Origin of the sequence: Pseudomonas sp. Root329 (assembly GCF_001424925.1) — a bacterium.
GTDB lineage: Bacteria > Pseudomonadota > Gammaproteobacteria > Pseudomonadales > Pseudomonadaceae > Aquipseudomonas > Aquipseudomonas arabinosi.
In genome coordinates, this window is sequence record NZ_LMCV01000014.1 from 1 (window position 1) to 23,418 (window position 23,418).

A 23,418-nucleotide genomic window follows, 5' to 3' on the forward strand; every position below is an offset into this window, starting at 1 on the left:
CGGACAGGCCTAATACATAGATGCAACGGGGCGGCAGTTTTTTTAAAAGCGGGTAGACAGTGGGGGCGAGTCCATACATAGCAGCTGGCGAAGCCTGCGTTCGGTTCGGGCCGCGTTCGGACGTAGCAGTCGTGAAGTAAGGCTTTAAACCGCGTTGCGGCCTTCGCGAGCAAGCCCGCTCCCACACTGGATTTGCGGGCACCACAGATCCAGTGTGGGAGCGGGCTTGCTCGCGCAGGCGCCAGACCAAACATCATCAATCCCACTGCCCCCCCGATTCATGACTTGCGGTAAACATTGCTTTGCCGATCCAGCGGTTTTTCTCATGGGTGCGGACGCGGATACTCGTGCCCATTCCCACTGCAACCCTGGAGTCATTGATGTCTATTCCCGCATTCGGCCTTGGTACTTTTCGCTTGCAAGGCCAGGTGGTCATCGATTCGGTGAGCACTGGCCTGGAACTGGGCTATCGAGTCATCGATACCGCGCAAATCTACGAGAACGAAGCCGAGGTCGGCGAGGCCATTGCCGCCAGCGGCATCGCCCGTGACGAGTTGTTCATCACCAGCAAGATCTGGGTCGCCAACTTCGCCAGGGATCGCCTGATCGACAGCCTCAAGGAAAGCCTGCAAAAGCTGCAAACCGACTACCTGGACCTGACCCTGATCCATTGGCCGTCCCCGGAAGATCAGGTGCCGGTCGAGGAATTCATGGGCGCCCTGCTCGAAGCCAAACAACTGGGCCTGACCCGGCAGATCGGTGTGTCCAACTTCACCGTCGACCTGATGAAACAGGCGATCGCCGCGGTCGGCGCCGAACACATCGCGACCAACCAGATCGAATTGCATCCCTACCTGCAAAACCGCAAGGTCGTCGAATTCGCGCAGAGCCAGGGCATCCAGATCACCTCGTACATGACCCTCGCTTACGGCGAAGTGCTGAAAGACCCGGTGATCCAGCAGATCGCCGATCGCCTACAGGCGACGCCGGCACACGTCACGTTGGCCTGGGCCATGCAACTGGGTTACGCCGTGATCCCCTCGTCAACCAAACGCGCCAACCTCGCCAGCAACCTGAAAGCTTGCGCCATGACCTTGAGCGACGCCGACATGGCGCTGATCGCGGGTCTGGATCGTGGCCATCGACTGACCAGCCCCAAAGGCATCGCGCCCCAGTGGGATTAAGCGTCAGTCTCGCTTGAGGTTCTGATCCAGGCGTGCCATGGCGTGCTGCAATTGATCGACGGCCTCGTCGATCAACGCCGCGTGCCCCTCGGCGCAGGCACGTTCCAGATGTTCGCAGCACTCGATCAAACGTTTTGCACGAACCATTCGCGCACCACCCTTGATTCGGTGCGCCAGGTCTTGCAGCCGGTGACGATTGCCACTGACGTGCGCTGCAAGCAGATCATCGCGATCGTAGAGGTTGGTTACGGCCAGTTCGCGCAACAACTGATTGATCAGCGTCCGGTCTTCACCGACGTAGAGCTCCAGGCCGGTCAAGTCGATCTCGGACGTTGATTTTTCTGCAACCGGCGCTGGCGGCTCATTCACAAATCGGGACGCCAGCCAGGCACTCAAATCGGCCAGCCGGATCGGTTTGAACAGGCAGTCGTCCATGCCCGCTTCAAGGCACCGGATCTTTTCCTCCGGCTGCGCATTGGCGCTAAATCCAAGAATCAGCGTGGGTGGCAAGCCATGAGCGCGCTCTTCATCGCGTATCGCACCCGCCAATTCATAACCATTGACCACCGGCATGTTGCAATCAGTGATGACCAAATCGAGCTCATGCTCGCGCCACTGCGCAAGACCACGCTCGCCATCCTCAACCTCCAGCACCTGATGCCCCAGGTAACTCAGCTGCCGTGAGAGCAACAATCGATTGGCCGGGTAATCGTCGACCACCAGAATCCTCAGCAGCCGAGTGGCCACCTGCAATCCGCTATCGGCCCGCTCGCTGCAGGCCAACGGTTGCAACGCAATCAGATCAAGGCTGATGTCGACCTGCGTACCCAGTCCGAGGACGCTGTCGAGCTGCAATCGGCCGCCCATCATTTCGCACAGAGTACGGCTGATCACCAGTCCCAGGCCGGAGCCATTGTGGCCTGACTGCTGGCTGTTACCGGCCTGCACGAACGGGCTGAACAGTCGTTGCTGATCGACCACATTGACACCGATGCCGCTGTCCTCAATACGCACACTGACGGCCAGATGCCCCGACATACCGGGCTCTACTCGCAATGTCAGACTCACCTCACCTTCACGGGTGAACTTGATCGCGTTGCTCAGCAGATTGGACAGCACCTGCTTGAAGCGCGTGGGGTCGACTAACACGTCACGATCGCTGTGTTCGGCCAATTCGACCCGCCACTGCAAGTTCTTCTGCCGTGCCAGGCCTTCGAAAACCCGGCACACCGACTCCACCAGCGTGCGTAGATTGGCCCGCTCAGGGGTCAGCGACAAATGCCCGGATTCGATGCGGGCGATGTCCAGGATGTCACCGATCAACGCCAGCAATTGCTGCGCGGCATTGGATGCCACTTCGATGGCGGAGCGATCAGTGAAGCCCTCTTCCGCTCGCTTCAGCGCCAGTTCGAGCATGCCGATCAGGGCATTCATCGGTGTGCGGATTTCATGACTCATGGTCGCCAGAAAGGTGGTTTTGGCGCGGTTGGCATCGTCGGCGGCGTTCTTGGCATCCTGCAATTGCCCGAGCAGTTGTTGGCGTTGAGCTATCTGCCGACGCTGCCAGGCAATCCAGGCCAGTGCGAGCAACAGCAAAGCGCCCGCAGCGGCAAACGCCTGGAGAATGCCTTGGCGATGACGCAGCCAGTAGCTGTCATCGACCACCACATCATTGCTCCAGCGGGCTAACAGCTCATCCATCTCCCGGGGCGAAATGCTCAGCAGTGCCTTGTTCAGAATCGAGTGCAACTCCAGCGCACCACGGCTGGTGGCCAGAGCGATACGCGCCGGTTCATCACCCACGGTGCTGCTGATCCGCAGACGCTCGCGGTATTGCCGGGTGATCAGATACCGAGCCACGATCAATGAGCTGACGGCCCCGTCGGCCTGGCCCTTGATCACCCATTCCAGACCCTGCGCCGGACTCTGCACTTCGACCAGACGTACGTTGGGCGCCCGAGCGCGGATGAACCCGAGCAACGGATGACCGCGATAAATCGCCAGGCGTTTACCGGCCATGTCATCCAGGGTCCTGGGGCTTCCCGGGGTGGTCGCACTGACCAGTACAAACGGATTGTTCAAGTAGGCCCGAGTGAAACGCAGTTCGACTTCGCGATCGATACTGGGCGTGACCACCGGTAACAGGTCGATCTTGCCGTCCTTGAGTTGCTGGATCTGCTGATCGAGGGAGTTACCCCGCTGCACGTTGAAGGTCAAGCCGCTGCGCTGGCTGATCAGCGTCAGCAATTGCGCAGTCAACCCCCTGAGTTGTCCCTGGGCATCGTAGAAAGTCAGCGGGGCAAAGTTCTCGATGGCACCGACTTCCACCGTCGGATGTTGATCCAGCCAACGTTGTTCACTGGCGCTCAAACGTACTCGCTCTTGACCCGCCATGTTGGCTCTTCCGGCACTCCAGCGCTGCTCGATGGCCGTGCGCTCATCCATGGGAATCGTCGCAAGGGCTTTATCGACAATGCGCTTCAGACGAGGGTTGCCCCGGCTGAAGGCAAAGCCGAACGGATTGGCGTCCAGACCGGAAGGCCCCACCAGGCGTACGTTGCTGAGGTAGTTGTTATTGATGAGGTAATTGGCGCTGATGAAGTCCCCGAGGTACACATCATCCAGCCCGAACGCCACCGCCCCGATCGCGTCGAGTGCCGAGGGGTAGCGTTGCAAGCTCGCATCGGGATAGAAGGCTTCGACAGTCTGCGCCTGCAGATAGTCATCGACCATGGCGATGCGTTTGCCCGCGAGGTCGACAGGCATCCAGTCGTCCAGGCGGGTGACCAGCATCGGCTGATCTTCGGCATAGGCACTGGATCGGGTCAGCTCGGGGTCAGCCGTCTCGAAGTTGTTGGACGTGCCGAGCAGGTCCAGTTCATCGCGTTTGAGCGCATCCATGGCCGCCTCGCGCGTGCGATAACGAAGCACGTCGATTTTTACGTGCAGCAGTTGCCCCAACAGTGCGGCATAGTCTGCGGTGATGCCTTCCAGCTCATCAACGTTTCGCGTGATCTCGAACGGCGGGTAGTCCGCCCCTGACACCCCGAGGCGCAAGACTCGTTTGCCACGCAACCACTGCCAGTCCTTTTCATCCAGCTGGGCCTGATAACCCTCCACCGCTGAACGCCCCAGCACATGCAAAAGCTTTGGCTCATCGGCGGCCGTCACCGATGCTCCCAGTCCACAGAACAGCAACAGAGCCCACAAACAATCGCGCATGATCGGGCTCACTCAGATCAGATGATTACGCTTGGCAAAATCCCTCAGGTACACCGCCGATTCCACGTTGAGTTTTCCAACCAGACGGGTCTTGTAAGTGCTGACGGTCTTGTGACTCAAGTGCATGATTTCAGCGATCGCCTTGTTACTGATGCCCCGGGCCAGATGCTGAAAGATCGTCAGTTCCCGGTCGGAGAGTTTATCGATCAACTGTTTTTCACTCAGTTGCATCGAGTTCAGTGACACCGACGCCGAGGGTAGCTGGGCGAAATAGGTGTAACCGGCCATCACGGCTTGCACGGCCTTGTGCAAATGCTGCAAATCATTGGTCTTGGCGACATAAGCCGCGGCACCGGCGTGCATGCAACGATCCTGGTAAAACATGGGCTCCTGAGACGTAAAGACCAGTACTCGACAGGGCACCCCACTGGTCTTGATCCGCGCCAGCACATCCAACCCGTCGAGCGAGGGCATCACCAGATCCAGTACCACCAGATCAGGCTTGTGTTCGCGGATCTTCGGCAAGACCTCATTACCACTCGCCGCTTCGTAAATCTGCTGGAAACCCTCCTGCACCAGTATGATTTTGACTGCGGCGCGAACCACCGGATGATCGTCCACAATCAGCACTGACTTCATGGCAACTTCCTGTGCAAAAAAATATGACGATTGAGCAATCAATGCCCATGAGCCCGGCCCGGTTGAACGCACCGGCTGCGCAAAGACTTTTGCATGGAAAACCGGGCGCAACTACCTGACAGAAATGACAGTGCCGACGAACGGTAGACGAGGGTCGATGATCGCCATCAGCCGCGCAATGGACGCCAGATCAGGCAGCATTGCGTGGCTCACCTCAACCGTCTGTTGAACGCAGGCAGGAATGGGCGGTAGTTGCGCCAGCTGACCGTCATAGATCAAGGCGTGATGAACCTGTTGGTTATCAAGGAAAAAATCGAACAGGTTCAACGCCCCGCCCGCCAGCGAGGCATTGATGACCACCAGATCAAATGGCTCGCAACCGTATTCGACCAGGGTCAACAGCTCTTCAAGGCTGTGCACCGGTGCTATCCGGTAGTAGTCGAGTTGATTGAACAGTCGCTCGACCTTCATGCAGTGAAAATGCAACTCGTCGGCGATCAGGATACGTAAGGCTTTGTTCGACAACGTGGGCCCCCAGGAGAGTGTCAGATTCGTGAGGGCGCAAGGCTACGGAAGACCCGCCGAGCTTTCTGTAGGACTTTTCCTAAATGTGCACGCTTTATTGCCAGCCAAACCGGCGAATATAAAACCCTTTCACCGCCTGCGTCAGGCCCATGTACGCCAGCAGAATCACCGGCAGGAACACGAAGTACAGCGACGGCAGCGCCTGCAATTTGAAGTAGTGCGCCAGCGGTCCCATCGGCAGGAAGATGCCGACGGCCATGATGATTCCAGTCATCACCATCAGTGGCATCGCCGCGCGGCTTTGCAGGAACGGGATTTTCGGTGTGCGGATCATGTGCACGATCAGGGTCTGGGTCAGCAGCCCGACCACGAACCACCCGGACTGGAACAGGGTTTGATGGTCCGGGGTATTGGCGTCGAAGACGTACCACATCAAGGCAAACGTGGTGATGTCGAAGATCGAGCTGATCGGCCCGAAAAACAGCATGAAACGCCCGACGTCCGCCGGCTGCCAGCGTTGTGGTGTTTTCAGCATTTCTTCATCGACGTTATCGAACGGGATGGCGATCTGCGAAATGTCATAGAGCAGGTTCTGCACCAGCAGGTGCATCGGCAGCATCGGCAGGAACGGGATAAACGCACTGGCCACCAGCACCGAGAACACGTTGCCGAAGTTCGAACTGGCGGTCATTTTGATGTACTTGAGCATATTGGCGAAGGTCCGGCGCCCTTCCAGCACGCCCTCCTCCAGCACCATCAGGCTTTTCTCCAGCAGGATGATGTCCGCCGCTTCCTTGGCTATGTCCACGGCGCTGTCCACCGAAATGCCGATGTCGGCGGTGCGCAGCGCTGGCGCGTCGTTGATGCCGTCACCCATGAAACCGACCACATGGCCGTTGCCCTTGAGCAAACGCACGATGCGTTCCTTGTGCGACGGGGTGAGTTTGGCGAAAACGTTGGTGGTCTCCACCGCTACCGCCAGTTCGGCGTCGCTCATGCGCTCGATGTCGTTGCCCATCAGCAGGCCTTGCTGGTCCAGGCCGACTTCGCGGCAAATCTTCGCGGTCACCAGTTCGTTGTCGCCGGTCAGCACTTTCACGGCCACGCCGTGAGCGGCCAATGCTTTGAGGGCCGGCGCGGTGCTTTCCTTGGGTGGATCGAGAAAAGCCACGTAACCGATCAACGTCAGTTCCTGCTCATCCGCCAGGCTGTAGGTGTCGCGGCCCTCAATCATTGGCCGTGCGGCGACGGCGACGACACGAAGTCCTTCGGCGTTGAACGATGCGGTGACCTGACGAATCCGCGCCAGCAATTCATCGCTCAGTGCTTCATCGACCTCGCCGTGACGCACCCGCGTGCACACCGCCAGCACTTCTTCCACCGCGCCTTTGCAGATCAGCAGGTGCGAATGATCGCGCTCGGCGACCACCACCGACATCCGCCGGCGCGTGAAGTCGAACGGGATCTCGTCGACCTTGCGAAACGCGGTGCCGACTTTTAATTCACGGTGGATTTCCACGTGTTCCAGCACCGCCACGTCCAGCAGGTTTTTCAGGCCGGTCTGGTAGTAGCTGTTGAGGTAGGCCATTTCCAACACGTCATCGGAATCGTTGCCCCAGACATCGACATTGCGCGCCAGGAAGATTTTGTCCTGAGTCAGGGTGCCGGTCTTGTCGGTGCACAGCACGTCCATGGCGCCGAAGTTCTGGATCGCGTCGAGGCGTTTGACGATGACTTTTTTACGCGACAGGAACACCGCGCCCTTGGCCAGGGTCGAGGTGACGATCATCGGCAGCATTTCCGGGGTCAGGCCCACGGCAATCGACAGCGCGAACAGCAGCGCCTGGGTCCAGTCGCCCTTGGTGAAGCCGTTGATGAACAGCACCAGCGGCGCCATGACGAACATGAAGCGGATCAGCAACCAGCTGACTTTGTTGACCCCGGTCTGGAATGAGGTGGGTGCGCGATCGGTGGCGCCGACCCGCTGCGCCAGTGCACCGAAATAGGTGTTGTTGCCGGTGGTGAGAATCACCGCCATGGCCGTACCGGACACCACGTTGGTGCCCATGAACAGGATGTTGTCGAGGTCCAGCGGGTTGCGGGTGTCACTGTCCTGCTGACGGCGGAATTTTTCCACCGGCATCGATTCGCCGGTCATCGCGGCCTGGCTGACGAACAAATCCTTGGCGCCGAGCACCCGGCAATCGGCGGGAATCATGTCGCCGGCCGAGAGCACGATCAGGTCGCCTGGCACCAGTTGCTTGATCGGCAACTCGGTGCGCGCAGCATCCCGACGCAACACCGTGGCGGTGTTGCTCACCATCGCCTTGAGCGCGTCGGCGGCCTGGTTGGATTTGGTTTCCTGCCAGAAGCGCAGCAAGGTCGAGAGCACCACCATGGAGAAAATCACGATGGCGGCTTTCATGTCTTCGGTCAGCCAGGAGATGACCGCGAGCAAGGTCAGCAGCAGGTTGAACGGGTTTTTGTAGCAGTGCCACAAGTGGGTCCACCACGGCAGAGGCTGTTCGTGCTCGACTTCGTTGAGGCCGAATTGCACGCGCAGTGCATCGGCTTCGAGTTCGCTCAGGCCATCGGTGTGGCTGCCGAGGTTGTCCAGCAGTCGGCCGGTGTCGCTGTTGGCGGCGCTCACCAGGGTTTGCGCCAGGGTGGGAGGCACCTCGCGGCTGACCGTGGTGTCGGTGAAGTTTTCCAGCAGCGCCAGGCGACGGAAGTGTCGGGCGATGTGGCGGGTGCGCAGGAATCCGGCGAAGAATTCTTTGAGCAGGGTCAGGTTCATGGCAGTTCCCCCAGGGTCAGCCGGGAAACCGTCGAGCAGGCGTGTCGATACGCCGCGATGACGACACACAGTCGAACATCACGCACGGTTCAGCGTCGATGAGAGGGACGTCGGGACACGGACCAGGACTGGCCGCGATCGGGATGCCGCTGCTCGCTTTTCGGCGAGACAACGGCACAAAAAAGTTGCGCGTTATCTTGCCGGGAAGGTGCCGGTTATCGAAACCGGCCGACTACTGTCACTCGAACAAGTACCCACTGTGGGTCTCCGCTATTGATTGAAAACGCGCGAAGCTTACGCCCCGATTTCTGGAGAGTAAACGAAGGAAAGGCGTGTGGAGGGGGAATTGCGGGGTTCTTCAGGAAGGGTTCAGGATTCGGGATTTTTGCTGTACTTCAGGGCCTCTTCGCGAGCAAGTCGAATCGTCGCACCGCCGCTCCCACACTCGATCTGCGAACACAGGTCAAATGTGGGAGCGGCGGTGCGACGATTCGACTTGCTCGCGAAGACTGACTATCAGGCGCAAAGAATCTTAGCTGGCAGTCGCCAATAGCAGGTCCATCACCGACCGGCCATGCCCACGGTTCTTGCCATGGTCATACAACGAACCGGCAATCTCATCGGCGCGGATCGGCAGGATCGACAGCAAGGTGTCGCTCAAACCATGGCTTGCCTGGCAGAAGCCCTGCATATAAATGCCAGCCTTGCAGCGCTCGTCAGTGATCAGTTTGTAATTGCGATCAACCTCGAAATCCCCCAGGTATTGCTCCAGCGGCGCCAGCAGCTTGCGGTGCATCTGGCGCTCGTAACCGGTGGCCAATACCACGGCATCGTAATGACGGACCGTGACTTCACCCGTGGCGTTGTTGCGCACGGCCAACTCGATGCCGCGCTCGGTGGCGGTGGCTTTTTCGACGGTGGTCAGGGCGCGGAACGCATGGCGCGCGATGCCCGAGACTTTCTGGCGATAGAAGATGCCGTAGATGCGTTCGATCAGGTCGATGTCCACCACCGAATAGTTGGTGTTGTGGTACTCGTTGACCAGACGCTCGCGCTCGCTGCTCGCCTGCTGGAACACCAGATCAGTGAACTCCGGCGAGAACACTTCGTTGACGAAGGGGCTGTCGTCCGCCGGCTTCAGGGCCGAGCCACGCAGGATCATGTCCACCTGCACCGACGGGAAGCTGTCGTTCAAATCGATGAACGCTTCCGCCGCGCTTTGCCCGCCACCGATGATCGCAATGCTCATCGGCTGGTTGTTCACGCATGGCTGCTTGGCCATCTGCGCCAGATACTGGGAGTGGTGGAACACCCGGCTGTCACCCTTGAGCGCCTTGAACGCTTCGGGAATGCGCGGAGTACCGCCGGCACTGACCACCACCGAACGGGCGGTGCGAACGTGCTGCTGACCTTGAGTATCGCGCGAGATCACCCGCAGCGCTTCGACCTGCTGGTTGTGCAGCACCGGCTCGATGGTCAGCACTTCTTCACCGTAGCGGCTCTGCGCTTCAAATTGCCCGGCGACCCAGCGCAGGTAATCGTTGTACTCCATGCGGCACGGATAAAAGGTGCCCAGGTTGATGAAGTCCACCAGACGACCGTGGTGCTTGAGGTAATTGACGAAGGAGTACGGGCTGGTCGGGTTGCGCAGGGTCACCAGGTCCTTGAGGAAGGAGATCTGCAACTCACTCTGGGTCACCAGGGTGTTGCCGTGCCAGCGGTAGTCGGCCTGCTTGTCGAGAAACAGAACATCCAGTTCGCCCTGACTCGGCCCGCGCTCTTGCAGAGCGATGGCCAGCGCCAGGTTCGAAGGGCCGAAACCGACGCCGATCAGGTCGTGAACGATGGGCGATGCAATTGCCTGTGTCATTTCCAGTGTCCTCTGGATGAACCCCTCAACAAGGGGAATAAGCCTAAGTGACCTGATGCAGGACAGCAGGTCGTCTGTTGAGTAGGAACGAGGACAATGAAAAAAAATTTAACCGCTAATGATCAATGGGCGTCCCATTGCAGCATCCGCACACGGCAATGTTTCATTGCATTGACGATGTGCTTCTCCACCAGCGCGCGAGAAATACCGAGGTGTTCGGCGATCTCCGGATGCGACAGACCTTCGATCTTGCGCAGCAGGAAACTCTCGCGGCACAGCCGGGGTAATTCCGCCAATGCACGCTGGAGCATCTCCAGGCGTTGACCGTGATCGAGGCTGTGATGAGGGGATGGGGTGAAGTAGCGCTCTTCGTTGTCGAGCACTTCCAGCGATTCGACCTGACGCAGGGCATTGCGCCGATGGTCGTCGATCACCAGGTTGAGCGCGGTGCGATACAGGAACGCCCGAGGCTGCTCGATCGGCGTGTCGCTGGACCGCTCCAATACCCGCAGATAAGCGTCATGCACCACATCTTCGGCCACCTGACGGTTGCCCAGCTTGGCGTTCAAAAAACACACCAGCTCGCGATAGTAGTTTTCCAACATGACTCCCGGCCGCAGGGGTGCGGTTTCTGTCCTTGAGCCAGACCGGCGATCGCCGAAATAGGCAGTGGCACGATAGTGGCAGTTTGAGGCGCGTAATTTATAGTAATTCTCATATAGATTTAAAGTATTGCTTCACCTTGCCTCACAAATAGTCTGCACACAGCTTCACACTGCTTCACCTGTAGGAGCTGTCGAGTGAAACGAGGCTGCGATCTTTTGATCTTATTCTTAAAAAATCAAAGTCAAAAGATCGCAGCCTCGTTTCACTCGACAGCTCCTACACAGCTCCTACGGGTGTTACGCCGTATGTCCGAAGCTAAATTCCCCGCTACGTTCATCGTTTACAGGACAGCTCCCCGTCTCTGTCGCACGTTTTTGTGCACAGCCTGAACGACGGGCCGATATTCATTGGCCGGAACCCTGCATGAAACGTCCCCGACAGACCCGACGCGCCCTGCTTGTAGCACTTTGTCTGATCCCCGTTATCGCCGTCGCCGCCTGGCAGATCATCCCGCCCGGTCGAGACCAGTTCGCCACCGTGCAGGTCACCCGCGCCGACATCGAAAGCAGCGTCACGGCCTTGGGCACTCTGCAACCTCGACGTTATGTCGACGTCGGTGCCCAGGCGTCCGGGCAGATCCACAAGCTCCACGTGGAAGTCGGCGATGTGGTCAAGGAAGGCCAGTTGCTGGTGGAGATCGATCCGTCCACGCAACAGGCCAAACTCGACGCCGGGCGTTTCTCCATCGAAAACCTCAAGGCGCAGCTGCAGGAGCAACGGGCGCAGCACGACCTCGCCCGGCAGAAATTCCAGCGCCAGCAAAACCTCAAGGCCGGTGGCGCCACCCGCGAAGAAGACGTGCAGACCGCCGAAGCCGAACTGCGCGCCACCCAGGCCCGCATCGACATGTTCCAGGCGCAGATCCGTCAGGCCCAGGCCAGCCTGCGCAGCGACCAGGCGGAACTGGGTTACACCCGCATCTATGCGCCCATGAGCGGAACCGTCGTCGCACTCGACGCCCGTGAAGGCCAGACCCTCAACGCCCAGCAACAAACGCCACTGATTCTGCGCATCGCCAAGTTGTCGCCGATGACCGTCTGGGCCGAGGTGTCGGAAGCCGATATCGGTCACGTCAAACCCGGGATGACGGCCTGGTTCACCACCCTCAGCGGCGGCAACCGTCGCTGGAACAGCACCGTGCGGCAAATTTTGCCGGTGCCGCCCAAGCCGCTGGACCAGACCAGCCAGGGCGGCGGCAGCCCCGCCAGTTCGAGCAAAAGCGGCAGAGCTCGCGTGGTGCTGTACACCGTATTGCTGGACGTCGATAACGCCGACAACGCGTTGATGGCGGAAATGACCACCCAGGTCTTCTTCGTTTCGAATCAGGCGAAAAACACCCTGACTGCGCCTGTCGCGGCGTTGCAGGCCGGCATTGAAGCGAATATGCAAATTGCCCAGGTCGTGGCCAAAAATGGCCGCATTGAGCAGCGCGACGTGCGCACCGGCATCAGCGATCGCCTGCGGGTGCAGATCCTCGATGGCTTGCAGGAAGGCGATCACCTGTTGATCGGCCCGGCCGACAGGAGTGGCGGCTGAATGCTGACGCCCCTGATCGACCTGCAGGACATCCGCAAAGCCTACGGCGGCGGCGATTCACCGGAAGTTCACGTATTGCGCGGCATCGACCTGTCGATCCATGCCGGGGAATTCGTGGCGATCGTCGGTGCCTCCGGCTCCGGCAAGTCGACGCTGATGAACATCCTCGGTTGCCTCGACCGCCCGACCTCAGGCGAATACCGCTTCGCCGGGGAAAACGTCGCCACACTCGACAGCGACGAACTGGCTTGGCTGCGCCGCGAAGCATTCGGTTTTGTGTTCCAGGGTTATCACCTGATCCCATCCGGTTCGGCCCAGGAAAACGTCGAGATGCCGGCCATCTACGCAGGCTTGCCGGCCGCCGAACGCCACGCCCGCGCCGCCGCCCTGCTCGACCGCCTCGGCCTGGCCTCGCGCACCGGCAACCGTCCGCACCAGCTCTCCGGCGGCCAGCAACAACGGGTGTCCATCGCCCGCGCCTTGATGAACGGCGGCCATATCATCCTCGCCGATGAACCCACCGGCGCCCTCGACAGCTACAGCGGTGCCGAGGTCATGACCCTGCTCGACGAACTGGCGGGCCAGGGCCACGTGGTGATCCTCATCACCCACGACCGCGAAGTCGCGGCCCGGGCCAAACGCATCATCGAAATTCGCGACGGGCTGATCATCAGCGACAGCGCCCGCGACAATCCCGAAGCACAAACCTCGGCCAACCCTGGCGCGCTGCAAGCGGTGGATCTGCGCAAACGCCTGACCGAAGGCGCCGAAGCAACCGGCGCCTGGAAAGGCGAACTGGTCGATGCGGTGCAAGCCGCGTGGCGGGTGATGTGGATCAACCGTTTTCGTACCGCACTGACGCTGCTCGGGATCATCATCGGCGTCGCGTCGGTGGTGGTCATGCTGGCAGTGGGTGAAGGCAGCAAGCGTCAGGTGATGGCGCAAATGGGCGCGTTCGGCTCCAACATCATTTACCTCAGCGGCTCGTCGCCAAACCCGCGAACACCGCTGGGCATCGTCACCCTGGATGATGTCGCGGCGGTGGGAAGCCTGCCGCAAGTGACACGGATCATGCCGGTCAACGGCCAGGAGGCCGGGGTGCGCTTCGGCAACCTCGACCACTTGAGTTATGTCGGCGGCAACGACACCAACTTCCCGGCGATCTTCAACTGGCCGGTGGTAGAAGGCAGCTACTTCACCCAGGACGATGAACGCAACGCAGCAGCCGTCGCAGTCATCGGCCACAAGGTGCGGACCAAGTTGCTCAAGGACGTCGCTAACCCGATCGGCCAATACATCCTCATCGAGAACGTGCCATTCCAGGTGGTCGGCGTGCTCGCGGAAAAAGGCGCCGGTTCCGGCGACTCCGACAGCGACGACCGCATCGCCATCCCTTACTCCGCTGCGAGTGTGCGGTTGTTCGGCACCCACAATCCCGAATACGTAGCCATCGCCGCTGCCGATGCACGCAAGGTGAAAGAGACCGAAGTAGCCATCGAGCAATTGATGCTGCGTCTGCACAACGGCAAGAAGGATTTCGAGCTGACCAACAACGCCGCAATGATCCAGGCCGAAGCGCGCACACAAAATACGCTGTCGCTCATGCTCGGTTCGATTGCCGCGATCTCTCTGCTAGTTGGCGGGATCGGTGTGATGAACATCATGCTGATGACCGTGCGCGAACGCACTCGTGAGATCGGTATCCGCATGGCCACCGGCGCCCGACAGCGGGACATCCTGCGCCAGTTTCTCACCGAAGCGGTGATGCTTTCGGTGGTCGGCGGGCTTGCCGGGATCGCCCTGGCGCTGATCGTCGGCGGCGTGCTGATCCTCAGCGAAGTCGCCGTGGCGTTCTCCTTGATAGCGGTGCTCGGCGCCTTCGGCTGCGCCCTGGTCACCGGTGTTGTCTTCGGCTTCATGCCGGCCCGCAAAGCAGCCCGACTCGACCCGGTCACGGCCCTTACCAGTGAATGATCTCTCCATGAAGCCGCAACTCAGCCTGCTGACCCTCTGCCTGTTGCTCGGCGCCTGCGGCAGTCCCGCCCAGCGTCCGGACAGCGGCCTCCAGCCGCCCGCCGCCTGGCAATCGCCACACACTCAAAGCGCTACCCGCAGCCACCTGCAATGGTGGACGCAGTTCGGCAGCCCGGAGCTTGATCGCCTGATCGAACAGGCCCGGGTCGGCAGTTACGACCTGGCCGCTGCCATCGCTCGGGTGCGTCAAGCGCAAGCCGACACTGTGATTGCCGGCGGCTCGCTGCTGCCGGAGGTCAAGGCCGGCCTGAACGCCAATCGGCAGAAACTATTGCGCGGCAACAGCTACAGCCAGCTCGATGCCGACAGCGATAACAAGGCCGTCGATTACTTTAACGCCAACCTCAGCGCCACTTACGAAGTCGACTTCTGGGGCGGCCAACGCGCTTCCCGCGACAGTGTGCAATTCGGCTTGCAGGCCAGCGAATTCGATCAGGCGACGGTGGAGTTGACGCTGCTCAGCGGCGTCGCCAACAGCTACGCGCAAAGCGTGTCGTTGCGTGAGCAAAGTCGCATCGCCGAGCTGAATCTGGCGAACGCGCAGAATGTTTTGAAACTGGTGCAGACGCGTTTTGACGCAGGCTCGGCAACTGCCCTTGAACTGGCGCAGCAGAAGAGTCTGGTCGCCGCGCAACAACGACAATTGCCGCTGGTGCAGCAACAGGCTCAGGACGCACAGATCAGCCTCGCCGCCCTGCTCGGCCGGCCGGTGCAGGCATTGTCTTTGGGTCAGGAACGCTTTGATCAATTGTCATGGCCGACCATTGGCGCTGGGCTGCCCAGCGAACTGATCAGCCGACGCCCGGACATCGCCCGCGCCGAAGCGCAATTGGCCGCCGCACAAGCCGACGTCACCGTCGCCCGCGCGGCGATGCTACCGAAGGTCACGTTGAGCGCGGAACTCGGATCGGGCGCGGATCGCGCGGCGGACATGCTGCGCAATCCTTTCTACAACCTCACCGCCGGACTGCTTGCACCGGTCTTCAACAATGGTCGCCTGAGCGCCGAGCGCGACAAGGCCACGGCCCGCCAGGAGGAACTGCTGGAGACGTATCGTGGGGCGATCATCAATGGGTTCGCCGATGTGGAAAAAGCGTTGAACAGCATTCGCGGTCTGGACAAGCAGCGGCAGTGGCAAGGTGAAGAACTGAACCAGGCGCAGACGGCGTTCAACATTGCGCAAAGCCGTTATCAGGCCGGTGCCGAGGATTTGCTGACGGTGCTGGAGACACAGCGCACGCTGTATGCGGCGCAGGATCTGAATGTGCAACTGCGGTTGTCGCGGTTGCAGGCGAGTATTGCGTTGTACAAAGCGCTTGGCGGCGGGTGGCAGGTGTTGTAATGCGGCGTCTGTCAGGCCGCCTTCGCGAGCAAGCCCGCTCCCACATTGGACCGAGGTGCACACAGATCAAATGTGGGAGCGGCGGTGCGACGATTCGACTTGCTCGCGAAGAACGATAACTCGGTCTTCCGGCTTAACTGGTAATCGGTTTGGCCTTCAAATGCCGCGCATACCAAGGCCGCTGCGGCACCTTGCGGAACAGATCCGCCAGTTTCTTCTCGTCGTCACCAAAGGTAATCCGCAACGCCAGCTTCATGGTTTCCGGGTCCATCTCCACCGACTTGCCGGCCTGTAATCCCGGCGTGGTGGCGCAACCATGGGTGCTCGGGCCGAGCCACGGATCATCGATCTCGACCCAACGCCCAGGCGCAAACCAAGGCACGCCATTCACTTCCAGCCGACTGACCGCCCCCGGATGAAAACGCTCGTGCGCACGGAACCAGTCTTCCAGACGATCATCGATCCAGCCATGGAAATGCCAGAAAACCGGGTTCACGTGGGACGAAAACGGATCGCCGAGGAAGTCGTTTTCCGGCGCATACCAGCGTGCGGAAAAGTCCGCCGGATCCCGGGCAAACGGCACGGGTTGACCGTTGGACGGATCACGCGGCACCGAGGCCCAACGCATGTGCAGCCAGTCGTGTAGCCCCAATTCGACCTCTGAACCGAACTGACCCAGGGTCAATTTCGACAGGTAACGAGGGTCACGGTACTGCGATTCCCAGACCTGGAAATTGCTGTGGTAGGTCTCGGCGGTCTTGATGTCGCTGACCCATTGCGAGTACTCGGCATCGTCGTCGGCCAGCCAGGTCGGCGGCAGCGCGGTGCCATCGTGGTTGTCGAAATAACGGGCGAACCCGACCCGATCACGCGCCAGTTCCGGCTGTGGCAAGGGGAAGTGCGACCAGGACGGCAAGTCTTGCAGGGAGCGCGCCTTGCCGAGCATGTGCCGGTGCATGAAGAAGAAATCCACACCCGAGCCGTTACGATCCTTGCGCGCGCCACGGGCATCACGCTCCTTGTCTCGCGGGCCAGGCTGCCAGCCAATGCCGCGCAAAGCGCCGCGTTTGTCTTCGGACAGGGTGTGCCATTTGTCTCGGGAGGCATGCCAGAGCTGGTGAAACAGCCGATGTTCCGGAGACACCAGCCAAGCCAGCAGCGTCGGGTTGAGACCGCTGCGCTCGCGGGCTTCGGGGAACACCCGTTTGACGGCAATGAAGCGATTGTCCTGGGCCGTCAACATCAGCGGACGGTCCAGATTCAACACCCGACCACTGAGGGTGCCGCTGCCAGCATTGCCGAAACCGGCCCAGACTTCGTCCAGCAACAGGCTGAATTCGTAATCCGCTGTGCCGCTGGCGCTGAGCAGCCGCCAGCTCAATTGCGCCGGTTTAGCGACGGCCAGATCGCCGAGCACCCGGTAACGCGGCGCTTCGCTCGAACGCAAACGCTCGGCGGTGTCGAGGAACCCGCTCAAGCCGCGACCTTTGTGACCGATGTCGAGAAACACCTCCAGCCCGTCCCGTGGCAGGCCTTCAATGCCGGCATCATGACCTTCGAAACGAATCTGCCAGACACCGCGCAAGGTGTTCGCCAAGTGCTGGCCAGCGACATCCGCGACATCGAATGATGCTTCGCCGGGGGTGATCGTCGGATCCGGTTTCGTCCATTCACGATGCCCATAAAAAGCCGCAGGCACGGCGGCGCCGGTCAGCGCCAGGCCTGCCATGAACCATCGTCGAGAAATCGTCATTGCCCTACCTGTGTCAGCCATGAAGCAGGCTTTATCCAAGCTAGAACGTTTGTTGCCTCCAAAAATTTAAAAGCTTCGCGAGCAAGCCCGCTCCCACATTTGATCTATGTACACCTCGGTCCAATGTGGGAGCGGGCTTGCTCGCGAAGAGGCCATCAGCTCCACCCTAAATTTCCAACGGGATCACTCGTCCATCCCAGATAGCAAAGCCCTCCACACCGGGGCAACGAACCTGACTGAGATGAACATGACAAAACCACGTTCGAAAAAGGCTCTTTACATCGGCCTGCCGCTGGCCCTGGCAATCAGCGCCGGTGCAGGCTTTGCGGCCTGGGATTACTGGTTCAAGGACAATCCCGGTTACCCGGTCAAGGTGATGAAACAGGCCGATGAGCTGCACGAGCGAATCCTCTCCTTCGACAGCCACGTCACCGTCCCGCTGGACTTCGGCACCGCCGGCAATGAAGCCGACAAGGACGGCACCGGGCAGTTCGACCTGGTCAAGACCGGGCGTGGACGCCTGTCCGGTGCGGCCCTGACGATTTTCGGCTGGCCGGAAATCTGGAACGGCGCCAACGCCCCGCACCGCCCCACCGCTGGTTTCGTCGACGAAGCACGGTTCGAGCAGGAAACCCGCTACAAAATCATCAGCACACTGGTTCGCGACTTCCCTAATCAGGTTGCCATCGCCTACACCCCCGACGACTTCCGACGCCTGCATGGCGAAGGCAAGTTCGCGATCTTCATGAGCATGCTCAACGCCTATCCGCTGGGCAATGACCTGAACGCTCTGGACAAGTGGGCGGCGCGCGGCATGCGCATGTTCGGCTTCAGCTATGTGGGCAACAACGCCTGGGCTGATTCGTCCCGGCCGCTGCCGTTTTTCAACGATTCCCGCGACGCCCTCGGCGGCCTCTCGGAGATCGGCAAGCAGGCCGTGCACCGCCTCAACGACCTCGGCGTGATCATCGACGTCTCGCAGATGTCGACCAAGGCGCTGGAGCAAGTTGCCCAACTGAGCCGTGCACCGATGGTCGCGTCCCACTCGGCACCCCGAGGGTTGGTAGACATCCCGCGTAACCTCAGCGACCAGGAAATGCAGCTGATCAAGAACAGCGGCGGCGTGGTGCAGATTGTCGGTTTCCCGACCTACATCCGCCCGCTCAGCCAGACCACCCAGGACAAACTCAACGCCCTGCGCGCACGCTTCGACCTGCAACCGTTGCAAGGCCTGGAGATGGCACTGATGCCGGGGGACCCGGTGATCACCGTCTGGTCCGAACAACGTTTCGGCGAGTACGCCAGTCAGCTCTACGCCATCGTCGACGAGGAGCCCAAGGCCACGCTCAAGGACTACGGCGACGCGATCGACTACGCGGTGAAGAAAATCGGCATCGACCATGTCGGCATCAGTTCCGACTTCAACGACGGTGGCGGCCTGGACGGTTGGAAGGATGTCAGCGAGGCCCGCAACGTGACAGCCGAGCTGATCAGTCGCGGCTACGGCGAAGCCGATATCGCCAAGCTCTGGGGCGGCAACTTCCTGCGGGTCTGGGACCAGGTGCAGAAGTCCTCCAAGCCTGTGGCGAAAAACTGATTCTCTCTTTTGCAGAAGCGAACCGAGCTCATGACCAACCGTCGTTCATTCCTCAAACAGGCCGGCATTCTCGCGGCTGGCCTGCCCTTGGGCGCTGCCGTGAACCTGCCGGCGCTGGCTGCCAATCCGGCGCCGCTGCCGAAGGATAAATGGGCGCAACTGCGACAGATGTTCAATCAGGACCCGGACTACCTGCACTTCGCCAACTTTCTGGTGACCTCACACCCAAGGCCGGTGCGTGAAGCGATCGACATGCACCGCGCCAACCTCGACCGCAACCCCGGCCGGGCCATGGACTGGGACTTGGGAGAAACCGAAAAGCGCGAGCAGGAAGTGCGCGTCTGGGCCGGTCGCTACCTCAAGGCCAAGCCCGAGCAGATCGCCCTCACCGGCAGCACCACCGAAGGCCTTTCCCTGATCTACGGCGGCATCCATGTGCGCCCCGACCAGGAAATCCTCACCAGCGAACACGAACATTACGCAACGAACTATGCGCTGGGGTATCGCCAGCAAAAGGACGGGGTCAAGGTTCGCAAGCTCAAGCTGTTCGAGAACAGCCACAGCATTTCCGTGGATGAAGTGCTGGGCTCGATTGCCAAAGGCATTCGCCCCGAAACCCGAGTGCTCGGCATGACGTGGGTGCAATCGGGCAGTGGCGTGAAACTGCCGATCGGCGAGATTGGCAAACTGGTGGACGAACAGAATCGCAACCGCGAGGAAAAGGACCGCATCCTGTATGTGGTCGACGGCGTCCATGGCTTCGGCGTCGAGGACCTCGACTTCCCCGACATGCACTGCGATTTCTTCATTGCCGGCACGCACAAATGGATGTTCGGCCCGCGCGGTACCGGGATCATCTGCGCCCGTTCGACCGAGCTCAAGGACGTGACGCCGACCATTCCAACGTTCTCCGAAGCCACCACCTTCTCGACCCTCATGACCCCCGGTGGCTATCACAGCTTCGAACATCGCTGGGCCCTGAACGAAGCCTTCAAGCTGCACCTGGACCTGGGCAAGGCCGAGGTGCAGGCGCGCATCCACGCGCTCAATACCTATGCGAAAAACCGCTTGCTGGAGCACCCGCAGATCGAATTGGTGACGCCAATGAGCCCGGACCTGTCGGCCGGTTTTACCTTCTTCCGGGTCAAGGATCGCGACTGCGAAAAAGTCGCCGTCCAGCTGATGGAAAACCGCGTGGTCTGCGACTCGGTGGACCGCGACGTCGGCCCGGTGATCCGCATCGCCCCCGGCTTGCTCAACACCGAAAACGATATCGACCGTTTCATGGCCGCGTTGAGCATGAGCCTGTGATTTCCTTTAATCGAGATGATTCATGAACCGTGATCTGCTGACCCCGCCGCTCAAGGCACTCACACTGACAGCCCTCATGGCCGGCCTGCTGCCTGCTACCGCGCAAGCCGCGGCAACGGCGCAACCGGGCAAAGTGTTCAAGGACTGCCGGGACTGCCCGGAAATGGTCGTGCTGCCCGTCGGCACCTTCACCATGGGCACCCCCGATGACGAAGTCGGGCGCGAACCCGATGAAGGTCCGATGCACGAGGTGACCTTTGCCAAACCGTTCGCCATGAGCCGCTTCCAGGTCACCGCCGGTGAATGGGACAGCTACGTGCGCGAGAGTGGCGTGACCATTGCCAATGGCGACACCCGGCCGGGTCGCGAGTGCGTCGCCAGCAAGCCGCGTTATCCGCAAAGTCCGCGTCAGCCGGCGGTGTGCATGAACTTCGATGACGTGAAAAACTACGTCGCCTGGCTGTCGAAAAAAACCGGGCAGACGTACCGCATGGTCAGCGAGGCCCAACGCGAATATGCCGCGCGCGGTGGCAGCAAAGGGCCGTTCCCCTTCCCGTTCGATGAGGGCAAGGAATACAGCATCAGCAAACACGCCAACACCTATGGCCCTGCGGACGGTTACAGCTTCAGCTCGCCAGTGGGCAGCTACCCGCCGAATGCCTTCGGCCTGTACGACATGCACGGCAATGTTTACGAATGGGTCGAAGACTGCGAACACCCGGACTACGTCGGTGCGCCCACCGATGGCAGCGCCTGGGTCGAGCCCAAATGCGAAGCCGTGCGGATTCGCGGCAACGACTGGGGTGAAGCGCCGGTGTTCTCCCGCTCAGGCAACCGCAACAGCCAGTACCCGCAAGAGCGCGGCGACTGGATGGGATTTCGCATCGTGCGCGACCTATAAACCAGTTGGTGTCAGACGAACCGTGTAATCGTTCTTCGCGAGCAAGCCCGCTCCCACATTTGATTTCAGGCGTTCACCAATTTTGTGTTCGCTGGAGATCTAATGTGGGAGCGGGCTTGCTCGCGAAGGCGGACTTTCAGTCAACATCGCCATCCACTGACATGACGGCAATCATCAGATCACCGCCAGTCGGCGCCCTTCTAAATTAAGCCTTTCACCAGACGTTCTACTGGGTATCTGCCTTCACGACCCAAGGAACTGTCTTCCATGACCCAGCCTACCCGTGGCGCCATCGGCGAATTGTTCGCCCTGTTGAAACCCTTTCGGCTCATCGTCGCCGCGTCCATTTTCCTGGGCATGGTCGGCGGCCTGAGCGTCACGGTATTGCTGGCGACCATCAACAACGCCCTGCATTCGGACACCGGCCTGACCCAAGGCGTGGTCGCTCTGTTCGCCGGCCTGTGCCTGCTGGCGCTGGCCAGTTCGATCTGCTCGGACATCGGCACCAACTATGTCGGCCAGCACATCATCGCCAAGCTGCGTAAACAGTTGGGGGAAAAGGTCCTGTCGGCACCGATCGAACAGATCGAGCGCTATCGCAGCCACCGCCTGATCCCGGTGCTGACCCACGACGTCGACACCATCAGCGACTTCGCCTTCGCCTTCGCGCCGCTGGCCATTTCCGTCACCGTGACCCTGGGTTGCATGGGCTACCTGGCCATTCTGTCGTGGCCGATGTTCCTGATCATGGTCGCCGCCATCCTGATCGGCACGGCGATTCAGGCCTACGCCCAGAGCAAAGGGGTGCAGGGTTTCATGGCCGCCCGTGAGGCCGAAGATGAACTGCAAAAGCACTACAACGCGATTGCCGAAGGTGCCAAGGAACTGCGCATTCATCGCCCACGCCGCCAGCGCATGTTCGTCTCGGGCATCAAGGCTACGGCCGAGTTCATCTGCAACACCCAAGTGCGTTCCATCAACACTTTCGTGATCGCCAAGACCTTCGGCTCGATGCTGTTCTTCGTGGTCATCGGCCTGGCCCTCGCGCTGCAAACCTTTTGGCCGAGTGCCGATGAAACCGTGATGAGCGGCTTCGTGCTGGTGCTGCTTTATATGAAAGGCCCGCTGGAGCATTTGATCAGCACCTTGCCGATTGTCAGTCGCGCGCAGATCGCCTTCCGCCGCATCGCCGAACTGTCGGAGCAGTTTTCCACCCCGGAACCTCATCTGCTGCTCAGCGATAAAGGCAACGTCAAGCGAGCGGTGCACGAACTGAAACTGGCCGATGTGCGTTTCAGCTTCCCGGCGGTCGAAGGCGCTGCGCCCTTCCAGCTCGGGCCGGTGAACCTGACGATCAAGCAAGGCGACATCACCTTTATTGTCGGCGAGAACGGTTGCGGCAAGACCACGCTGATCAAGCTACTGCTGGGTCTGTACACACCTCAACAGGGAGAAATCCGCGTCAATGGCGAGGCGATCGACGCGCAGAACCGCGATGACTATCGCCAGCTGTTCACCACGATTTTTGCCGACTATTACCTGTTCGATGATGTGGTCCAGGGCGATACGCACATCCCCGAAGACGCCAACAAATACCTGCAACGGCTGGAGATCGCGCACAAGGTCAGCGTCAAGGACGGCAACTTCACCACCACCGACCTCTCCACCGGCCAGCGCAAACGCCTGGCCCTGGTCAATGCCTGGCTGGAGGAACGTCCGGTGCTGGTGTTCGATGAATGGGCGGCTGACCAGGACCCGACCTTCCGCCGGATCTTCTATACCGAGCTGCTGCCGGACCTTAAACGCCTGGGCAAGACCATCATCGTGATCTCCCACGATGACCGTTATTTCGACGTGGCGGACCAACTGGTGCGCATGGAAAGCGGACGGGTCGTCACCGAGCCCGCCCCCGCCTGAAACAGAAAACCGCGGTCTGTGTAGCAGCTGGCGAAGCCTGCGTTCGGCTGCGCAGCAGTCGCCATTTCGGCTCGCGTGGTCTTCCTGATGCACCGCGGATTCTGGTTTTACGACTGCTTCGCAG

15 protein-coding genes are annotated in these 23,418 nt (G+C 60.5%); 8 read left to right on the plus strand and 7 right to left on the minus strand.

Annotated features, from left to right (window positions below):
• Positions 1-380 precede the first annotated feature (380 nt).
• On the plus strand, positions 381-1,184 hold the full coding sequence (dkgB, locus tag ASC74_RS14180; protein WP_056741944.1) for a 2,5-didehydrogluconate reductase DkgB: 804 nt from the start codon (positions 381-383) through the stop codon (positions 1,182-1,184).
• 3 nt (positions 1,185-1,187) lie between these two features.
• Here the strand turns inward: dkgB and ASC74_RS14185 are convergent, their stop codons facing one another.
• The 6 genes from ASC74_RS14185 to ASC74_RS14210 form a co-directional block, all read right to left on the minus strand.
• Positions 1,188-4,406, minus strand: coding sequence for a transporter substrate-binding domain-containing protein (locus ASC74_RS14185; protein ID WP_056741945.1), 3,219 nt, complete (start codon positions 4,404-4,406; stop codon positions 1,188-1,190).
• A gap of 12 nt (positions 4,407-4,418) precedes the next feature.
• A complete protein-coding gene (locus tag ASC74_RS14190; RefSeq protein ID WP_056741946.1) occupies positions 4,419-5,045 on the minus strand; it encodes a response regulator transcription factor in 627 nt (208 codons plus the stop codon).
• A gap of 111 nt (positions 5,046-5,156) precedes the next feature.
• Complete coding sequence (locus tag ASC74_RS14195) at positions 5,157-5,570, minus strand: hypothetical protein (RefSeq protein ID WP_056741947.1); 414 nt, start codon at positions 5,568-5,570, stop codon at positions 5,157-5,159.
• A gap of 94 nt (positions 5,571-5,664) precedes the next feature.
• Positions 5,665-8,367, minus strand: a complete 2,703-nt coding sequence (mgtA, locus tag ASC74_RS14200) for a magnesium-translocating P-type ATPase (RefSeq protein ID WP_056741948.1) — start codon at positions 8,365-8,367, stop codon at positions 5,665-5,667.
• A 532-nt stretch (positions 8,368-8,899) separates the two neighbouring features.
• A complete protein-coding gene (locus tag ASC74_RS14205) occupies positions 8,900-10,237 on the minus strand; it encodes a lysine N(6)-hydroxylase/L-ornithine N(5)-oxygenase family protein (protein WP_056741949.1) in 1,338 nt (445 codons plus the stop codon).
• Positions 10,238-10,359: 122 nt separating this feature from the next.
• Complete coding sequence (locus ASC74_RS14210) at positions 10,360-10,842, minus strand: sigma-70 family RNA polymerase sigma factor (protein ID WP_056741950.1); 483 nt, start codon at positions 10,840-10,842, stop codon at positions 10,360-10,362.
• A gap of 424 nt (positions 10,843-11,266) precedes the next feature.
• On the opposite strand from ASC74_RS14210, the gene ASC74_RS14215 reads away from it, so the two are divergent.
• From ASC74_RS14215 to ASC74_RS14225, 3 genes are read left to right on the plus strand one after another with little or no spacing between them, the layout of a single operon-like run.
• Complete coding sequence (locus ASC74_RS14215; protein WP_056741951.1) at positions 11,267-12,439, plus strand: efflux RND transporter periplasmic adaptor subunit; 1,173 nt, start codon at positions 11,267-11,269, stop codon at positions 12,437-12,439.
• Positions 12,440-14,413: a MacB family efflux pump subunit gene (locus tag ASC74_RS14220; protein WP_056741952.1), complete on the plus strand. Its 1,974-nt coding sequence runs from the start codon at positions 12,440-12,442 to the stop codon at positions 14,411-14,413.
• Between the two features lie 7 nt (positions 14,414-14,420).
• The gene (locus tag ASC74_RS14225) at positions 14,421-15,815 is read left to right on the plus strand and encodes an efflux transporter outer membrane subunit (protein WP_056741953.1); all 1,395 of its coding nucleotides are present in this window, start codon (positions 14,421-14,423) and stop codon (positions 15,813-15,815) included.
• Between the two features lie 133 nt (positions 15,816-15,948).
• On the opposite strand, the gene pvdP is transcribed toward ASC74_RS14225, so the two are convergent.
• Positions 15,949-17,568, minus strand: coding sequence for a pyoverdine maturation tyrosinase PvdP (gene pvdP / locus ASC74_RS14230; RefSeq protein ID WP_056741954.1), 1,620 nt, complete (start codon positions 17,566-17,568; stop codon positions 15,949-15,951).
• 247 nt (positions 17,569-17,815) lie between these two features.
• Between pvdP and pvdM the strand changes: the two genes are divergently transcribed.
• From pvdM to ASC74_RS14250, 4 genes are all read left to right on the plus strand, one after another.
• On the plus strand, positions 17,816-19,165 hold the full coding sequence (gene pvdM, locus ASC74_RS14235) for a pyoverdine-tailoring dipeptidase-like protein PvdM (protein ID WP_056741993.1): 1,350 nt from the start codon (positions 17,816-17,818) through the stop codon (positions 19,163-19,165).
• 30 nt (positions 19,166-19,195) lie between these two features.
• Positions 19,196-20,476 (plus strand): pyoverdine-tailoring periplasmic protein PvdN, encoded by a 1,281-nt coding sequence (gene pvdN, locus ASC74_RS14240; RefSeq protein WP_056741955.1) that lies wholly within the window; start codon positions 19,196-19,198, stop codon positions 20,474-20,476.
• Positions 20,477-20,498: 22 nt separating this feature from the next.
• Entirely contained in the window at positions 20,499-21,377 is an 879-nt protein-coding gene (gene pvdO / locus ASC74_RS14245) for a dihydropyoverdine dehydrogenase (RefSeq protein ID WP_056741956.1), read from the plus strand.
• Between the two features lie 267 nt (positions 21,378-21,644).
• Complete coding sequence (locus tag ASC74_RS14250) at positions 21,645-23,294, plus strand: cyclic peptide export ABC transporter (protein WP_056741957.1); 1,650 nt, start codon at positions 21,645-21,647, stop codon at positions 23,292-23,294.
• Positions 23,295-23,418: the final 124 nt, after the last annotated feature.